Annotated in this window: 6 protein-coding genes and 2 pseudogenes; 5 read left to right on the top strand and 3 right to left on the bottom strand. The window is 43.5% G+C overall.

Going from position 1 to position 5,253, the window contains the following annotated elements; genetic code table 11:
* Nucleotides 1–653: eCIS core domain-containing protein (locus F6K37_RS31420; protein WP_502887788.1), on the bottom strand; the 653-nt coding region annotated here is incomplete at its 3' end.
* A gap of 394 nt (nucleotides 654–1,047) precedes the next feature.
* Here F6K37_RS31420 and F6K37_RS31415 point away from each other — a divergent pair.
* Nucleotides 1,048–1,383 (top strand): XisI protein, encoded by a 336-nt coding sequence (locus tag F6K37_RS31415; RefSeq protein WP_287254466.1) that lies wholly within the window; start codon nucleotides 1,048–1,050, stop codon nucleotides 1,381–1,383.
* A gap of 170 nt (nucleotides 1,384–1,553) precedes the next feature.
* On the opposite strand, the gene F6K37_RS31410 is transcribed toward F6K37_RS31415, so the two are convergent.
* Nucleotides 1,554–2,948 (bottom strand): eCIS core domain-containing protein, encoded by a 1,395-nt coding sequence (locus F6K37_RS31410; protein ID WP_287254465.1) that lies wholly within the window; start codon nucleotides 2,946–2,948, stop codon nucleotides 1,554–1,556.
* Nucleotides 2,949–3,219: 271 nt separating this feature from the next.
* On the opposite strand from F6K37_RS31410, the pseudogene F6K37_RS31405 reads away from it, so the two are divergent.
* Together F6K37_RS31405 and F6K37_RS31400 are read left to right on the top strand one after the other, a co-directional pair.
* Nucleotides 3,220–3,636 (top strand): annotated as a pseudogene (locus F6K37_RS31405) (XisH family protein).
* Nucleotides 3,624–3,959 (top strand): XisI protein, encoded by a 336-nt coding sequence (locus tag F6K37_RS31400; RefSeq protein ID WP_287254463.1) that lies wholly within the window; start codon nucleotides 3,624–3,626, stop codon nucleotides 3,957–3,959. Before F6K37_RS31405 ends, F6K37_RS31400 begins: the two are co-directional and overlap by 13 nt.
* Nucleotides 3,960–4,096: 137 nt before the next feature.
* Here the strand turns inward: F6K37_RS31400 and F6K37_RS31395 are convergent, their stop codons facing one another.
* Entirely contained in the window at nucleotides 4,097–4,339 is a 243-nt protein-coding gene (locus F6K37_RS31395) for a hypothetical protein (RefSeq protein WP_287254461.1), read from the bottom strand.
* Nucleotides 4,340–4,518: 179 nt separating this feature from the next.
* On the opposite strand from F6K37_RS31395, the gene F6K37_RS31390 reads away from it, so the two are divergent.
* A complete protein-coding gene (locus tag F6K37_RS31390) occupies nucleotides 4,519–4,929 on the top strand; it encodes a hypothetical protein (protein ID WP_287254460.1) in 411 nt (136 codons plus the stop codon).
* Nucleotides 4,911–5,253, top strand: a pseudogene (locus tag F6K37_RS31385) (cobalamin-binding protein); the annotation flags it as partial. The gene F6K37_RS31390 and the pseudogene F6K37_RS31385, both read left to right, overlap by 19 nt.

Here is a 5,253-nt window from a genome sequence, read left to right as displayed (position 1 = left end):
GATTGATTCAACTGGTCAGATTGGGCATCATTGTGAACCCTGACTCCACTAAAATCTGCCCCAAACGACTGTTCCATTGGTTTCCGGATACTTAAGGCGATCGGCATCCCCGACCCCCTTGCCTGTTGGATTGAGCTTTCTAACTCTGGGGTAGCCGCCATCCCACCTTCTACAGATTGAAGCTGTAACTTTGGCTTCCTCATCAATTCATCTTGCTGACCTTGAGCTTGAATCGACTGATGTTGAGTTGACAAACTAGAAACTGGTGCGTTAATCCGGTCCACTACTTCCGATGCTACTCGGTCAGCTTCAAGCTCATACTTATCCCCAGCTTCACCAATAGTTAGCTTCGCCTGTACTGGATTGCCCTGCTGCCAATTGCCCATTAACTCATGGGAAAGTCCCCTAAACATTCGCTGACGTTGGATTGGTTGCCCACTAACAGAGGAAACACTACTCAGCAGAGGATCTTGGGAACGATGAACTTCTCCAGATTTGTATTGCTGGGATTTAATTAGATTACCCAGTGCTCGGTTGCCGATTATCCCTTGCAGTTCCTCGATTGGGTGGTATGTTGGCTTTCTACTTCCTAATACAAGAGACTGATCTCGAGTTAGAGTCTTTCTGGTTTGGCTTTGTCGTAGATTACCCATGAGCTTGACTAAATCTTTAACAGTCACATCATCATGATATAGCCGAATGGCACTGCGGGTGTTCACCCCACTCGCTTTTGGCTACAAGATCTGTATCATCAAACCAAGGCAATTCCACTATCAACCAAAGGCCAAGGCTGACTGCTGACTGCTGACTGCTGAATGTAACCCATAAAACTATTTTGGCAAGGGGTCTACTATTAGCGATCGCATTGGAATGTGAATTGTTCTATGGGTTACATTCAGCTCATACGCTATAGGCACGCTATGATAACAGCGTTCAGGCGGATCGCTTGTTTTATGCTGACTGCTGACCGCTGATAGCTGTTGGCGTAGCCTGCGCGTAGCGCATATGCTTACTTATTTATGACCCCATTCAAGAGGTAATTGTGCAATGGATACCCTAGAGTATTATCGCCAGATCATTCAGTCGTTGTTGACGGATTATGCTGCGATTCCCATCGCCAATGGGGTGATTGATTGCTACACGGTTTTTGATACCAAACAAGACCATTACCAGGTAATGAATGTGGGATGGGATGGCTATCGGCGGGTCTATGGTTGTGTTTTACATTTAGATATTAAGAAGGGAAAGATTTGGATTGAGCAAAATATGACGGAAATGAGAATAGGCCAAAAACTTGTGGAGAGAGGGGTAGCGAAGGACGATATTGTGCTGGGGTTTCAAGCACCAGAATTTCGGCAATATACGGACTATGGTGTTGGTTAATTTATAAGCTATCAGCCGTCAGCCATCAGCTATCAGCATGGTAGGGTGGGCAAATGATGATAGTTTGGAAATTTAATTGAGGAATCATGTCCATTTGCCCACCTGACAAGAGCGATCGCACTTCTTAACAGGTCTGCACCATTATCCAGTTTTAAACTTGTCACTAATGCTCATGCCCAAACTGCTTGTCCCTTATCGTTTAAATAATCCATGGCAGCCTTTTCGTCTCCTATCTTTGTCGGATTAGTCTGAAAATAACTGTCATAATTCCACCAAATACCCTTGTATTTTATCAATGCATAGAAATGACCTTTATTTACGTCTGCAACAATTAATCGATCACCCTTAAGAGCATTGTCATAACTAACTTCACTTAAACCAAATTTCTTATATAACCCTGGATCATTTCCGTCGTAAAAGAAATCTAAAGCTTCCTGTTCCGACATGCCTAGATCTACATAAGGCTCAATGGCTTTTTTTATGAATTCTTCTTTATTCACGTCACCATTCATGTAATGGTAATATCCGAAATATAAACAAAGATTACAATCTGGCAGTTCGTGCTTTTGAATCAAGAATTTGTATGGTGGTAAAGAATTATTATCAGCTGGGGAAACGCATCTTGTCAATACATCGAGTAGATTTCTCACTAAACGCTGCATTATTGTGCTTTTAGATGCGTTTCCCCTCTTTTTCCGCTGTAGAGTTTTATTCTGCTCTAAGTGTACCTGGAGCGTTGGAGAACTCGGCACACTATCACTCGGAGACTTACACTGGATTTTCCCCCCAGTTTGCTGCACCACATGAGTCAATTCATGAGCAATCAATTCCTGGCCTCCTCGACTCCCAGGGTTATATTCCCCCTGCCGAAAGAAGATATCTTTACCTGTAGTAAAAGCACGAGCCTGAATGGATTGATTCAACTGGTCAGATTGGGCATCAGCGTGAACCTTCACTCCACTAAAATCTGCCCCAAACGACTGTTCCATTGGTTTCCGGATACTTAAGGCAATCGGCATCCCCGACCCCCTTGCCTGTTGAATCGATGTTTCTAACTCTGGGGTAGCCGCCATTCCACCTTCGATGGATTGAAGCTGTAACTTTGGCTTCCTCATCAGCTCATCTTGCTGACCTTGAGCTTGAATCGATTCTGGTTGGGTGGAGAAACTAGAAACTGGTGCGTTAATCTGTCTTACTACTTCCGATGCTACTCGGTCAGCTTCAAGCTCATATTTATCCCCAGCTTCACCAATAGTCAGCTTCGCCTGTACTGGATTGCCCTCGGACCAATTGCCCATTAATTCATGGGAAAGTCCCCTAAACATTGGCATTCGCTGGATTGGCTGCCCACTAACAGGGGAGACACTACTCAACAGAGGATCTTGGGAACGATGAACTTGTCCAGATTTGTCTGGCTGGGATTTAATTAGATTACCCAGTGCCCGGTTACCAATTATCCCTTGCAGTTCCTCGATTGGGTGGTATGTTGGCTTCCTACTTCCCGATACAAGAGACCGATCAGGAGTTAGAGTCTTTCTGGTTTGGCTTTGTCGTAGATTACCCATGAGCTTGACTCAATCTTTAACAGTCACATCATCATGATATAGATGATATAGCCGAATGGCACTGATGGGGTTCACCCCACTCGCTTTTGGCTACAAGATCTGTATCATCAAACCAAGGCAATTCCGCTATCAACCACAGGCCAAGGCTGACTGCTGACTGCTGACTGCTGAATGTAACCCATAAAACTATTTTGGCAAGGGGTCTACTATTAGCGATCGCACTGGAATGTGAATTGTTCTATGATTGTAAGTAAACTCTAAAAAGATAACAATGGCAGCCAAAGATAAATTTCATGCTGCGGTTAGAATCTCCCTAGAAAAAGAGCAGTGGAAGATTACTGATGATCCGTTGCGACTGGAAGTAGGCGGAACCAAGTTTGAAATTGATTTAGGTGCGGAGCAACTGTTAGCAGCAGAGCGAGGCCAAGAAAAAATTGCTGTTGAGATTAAAACCTTCTTGAGTGAGTCGCCACTGACAGCTTACCATGCTGCCTTAGGACAGTTTTTGAATTATCGCCTTGCCTTAGAAATCAATGATCCAACTCGTATTCTATATTTAGCCGTGCCTGTGATTGCTTATGAAGCTTTTTTTTAGCGAGAATTTGCACAAATTTCCGTAGAAAGATATCAGATTAAACAAATCATTTATGACCCCATCAAAGAGGTGATTGTACAATGGATAATGTAGAGTTTTATCGCAATATCATTCAGTCGTTGTTGACGGATTATGCTGCGATTCCCATCGCCAATGGTGTGATTGATTGCTACACGGTTTTTGATACCAAACAAGACCACTACATGGTAATGACTGTGGGATGGGATGGCTATCGGCGGGTCTATGGTTGTGTTTTACATTTAGATATTAAGAAGGGAAAGATTTGGATTGAGCAAAATATGACGGAAATGAGAATAGGCCAAGAACTTATGGCTCGAGGGGTAGCGAAGGACGATATTGTGCTGGGGTTTCAAGCACCAGAATTTCGGCAATATACGGACTATGGTGTTGGATAATTTGTAAGCAGTCAGCTATCAGCTGTCAGCTGTCAGCTATCAGCTATCAGCCAAAGGCCAACAGCTGACAGCATTAGGCTGAATGCTTACCATTTTATTAAGTAGGGTGCGTTAGCGGTAGCGTAACGCACCGAAAATTAGTAGGGTAGGGTGGGCAAATATTTAAACTTTGGCAATTTAATTGAGGAATCATCGACCTTTGCCCACCAGCATGGTAGGGTGGGCAAATATTTAAACTTTGGCAATTTAATTGAGGAATCATCGACCTTTGCCCACCAGCATGGTAGGGTGGGCAAATCTTGAAAATTTGGCAATTTAATTGAGGAATCATCGACCTTTGCCCACCAGCGTAGGGTGGGCAAATCTTGAAAATTTGGCAATTTAATTTAGGAATAATGTCCATTTGCCCACCAGGGTAGGGTGGGCAAATAGTGAAAGTTTGGCAATTTAATTAGGAATCATCGACCTTTGCCCACCAGCATGGTAGGGTGGGCAAATCTTGAAAATTTGGCAATTTAATTAGGAATCATCGACCTTTGCCAACCAGTAGGGTAGGGTGTTGGATAATTTAATCGGATCTTCAGCGATCGCATTTTTAGTAGGGTGTGTTAGCGGTAGCGTAACGCACCGAAAATTAGCCTATAGTGTTAGCGGTAGCGTAACGCACCGAAAATTAGCCTATAGTGTTAGCGGTAGCGTAACGCACCGAAAATTAGCCTATAGTGTTAGCAATAGCGTAACGCACCGAAAATTAGCCTATAGTGTTAGCAATAGCGTAACCCACCGAAAATTAGCCTATAGTGTTAGCAATAGCGTAACCCACCGAAAATTAGTCTATAGTGTTAGCAATAGCGTAACCCACCGAAAATTATTAGATGTGGCGGTGCGTTACATTTCATTAACGCACCCTACAAGAGATGCGATCGCACTGAATTTATCAACGTCTAAACTATGCTTTCACAAAACCTGAAAATTGTTACTCTGCTCCCCAGTGCCACGGAAATTGTGGCAGCTTTAGGATTAACTGATGCCATTGTGGGGCGATCCCACGAATGCGACTATCCCGCAAGCATCAAAAATCGACCTGTCTGCACCGAGGCTCAAATCAATAGCGATAAACCTAGTGCCCAGATTGATGATGATATAAACAATCTGGTAAAACGTGCTTTGAGTATTTACCAAGTAAAAACTGATGTTTTAGAACAACTGCAACCAACCCACATTGTTACTCAAGATCAATGTGATGTCTGTGCTGTCAACTTCGATGTGGTCGAGAAAGCAGTTGCCAACCTTA

This window comes from Moorena sp. SIO4E2 (assembly GCF_010671945.1).
Taxonomy (GTDB): Bacteria; Cyanobacteriota; Cyanobacteriia; order Cyanobacteriales; family Coleofasciculaceae; genus Moorena; species Moorena producens.
This window is presented reverse-complemented; position numbering and strand designations above follow the sequence as displayed.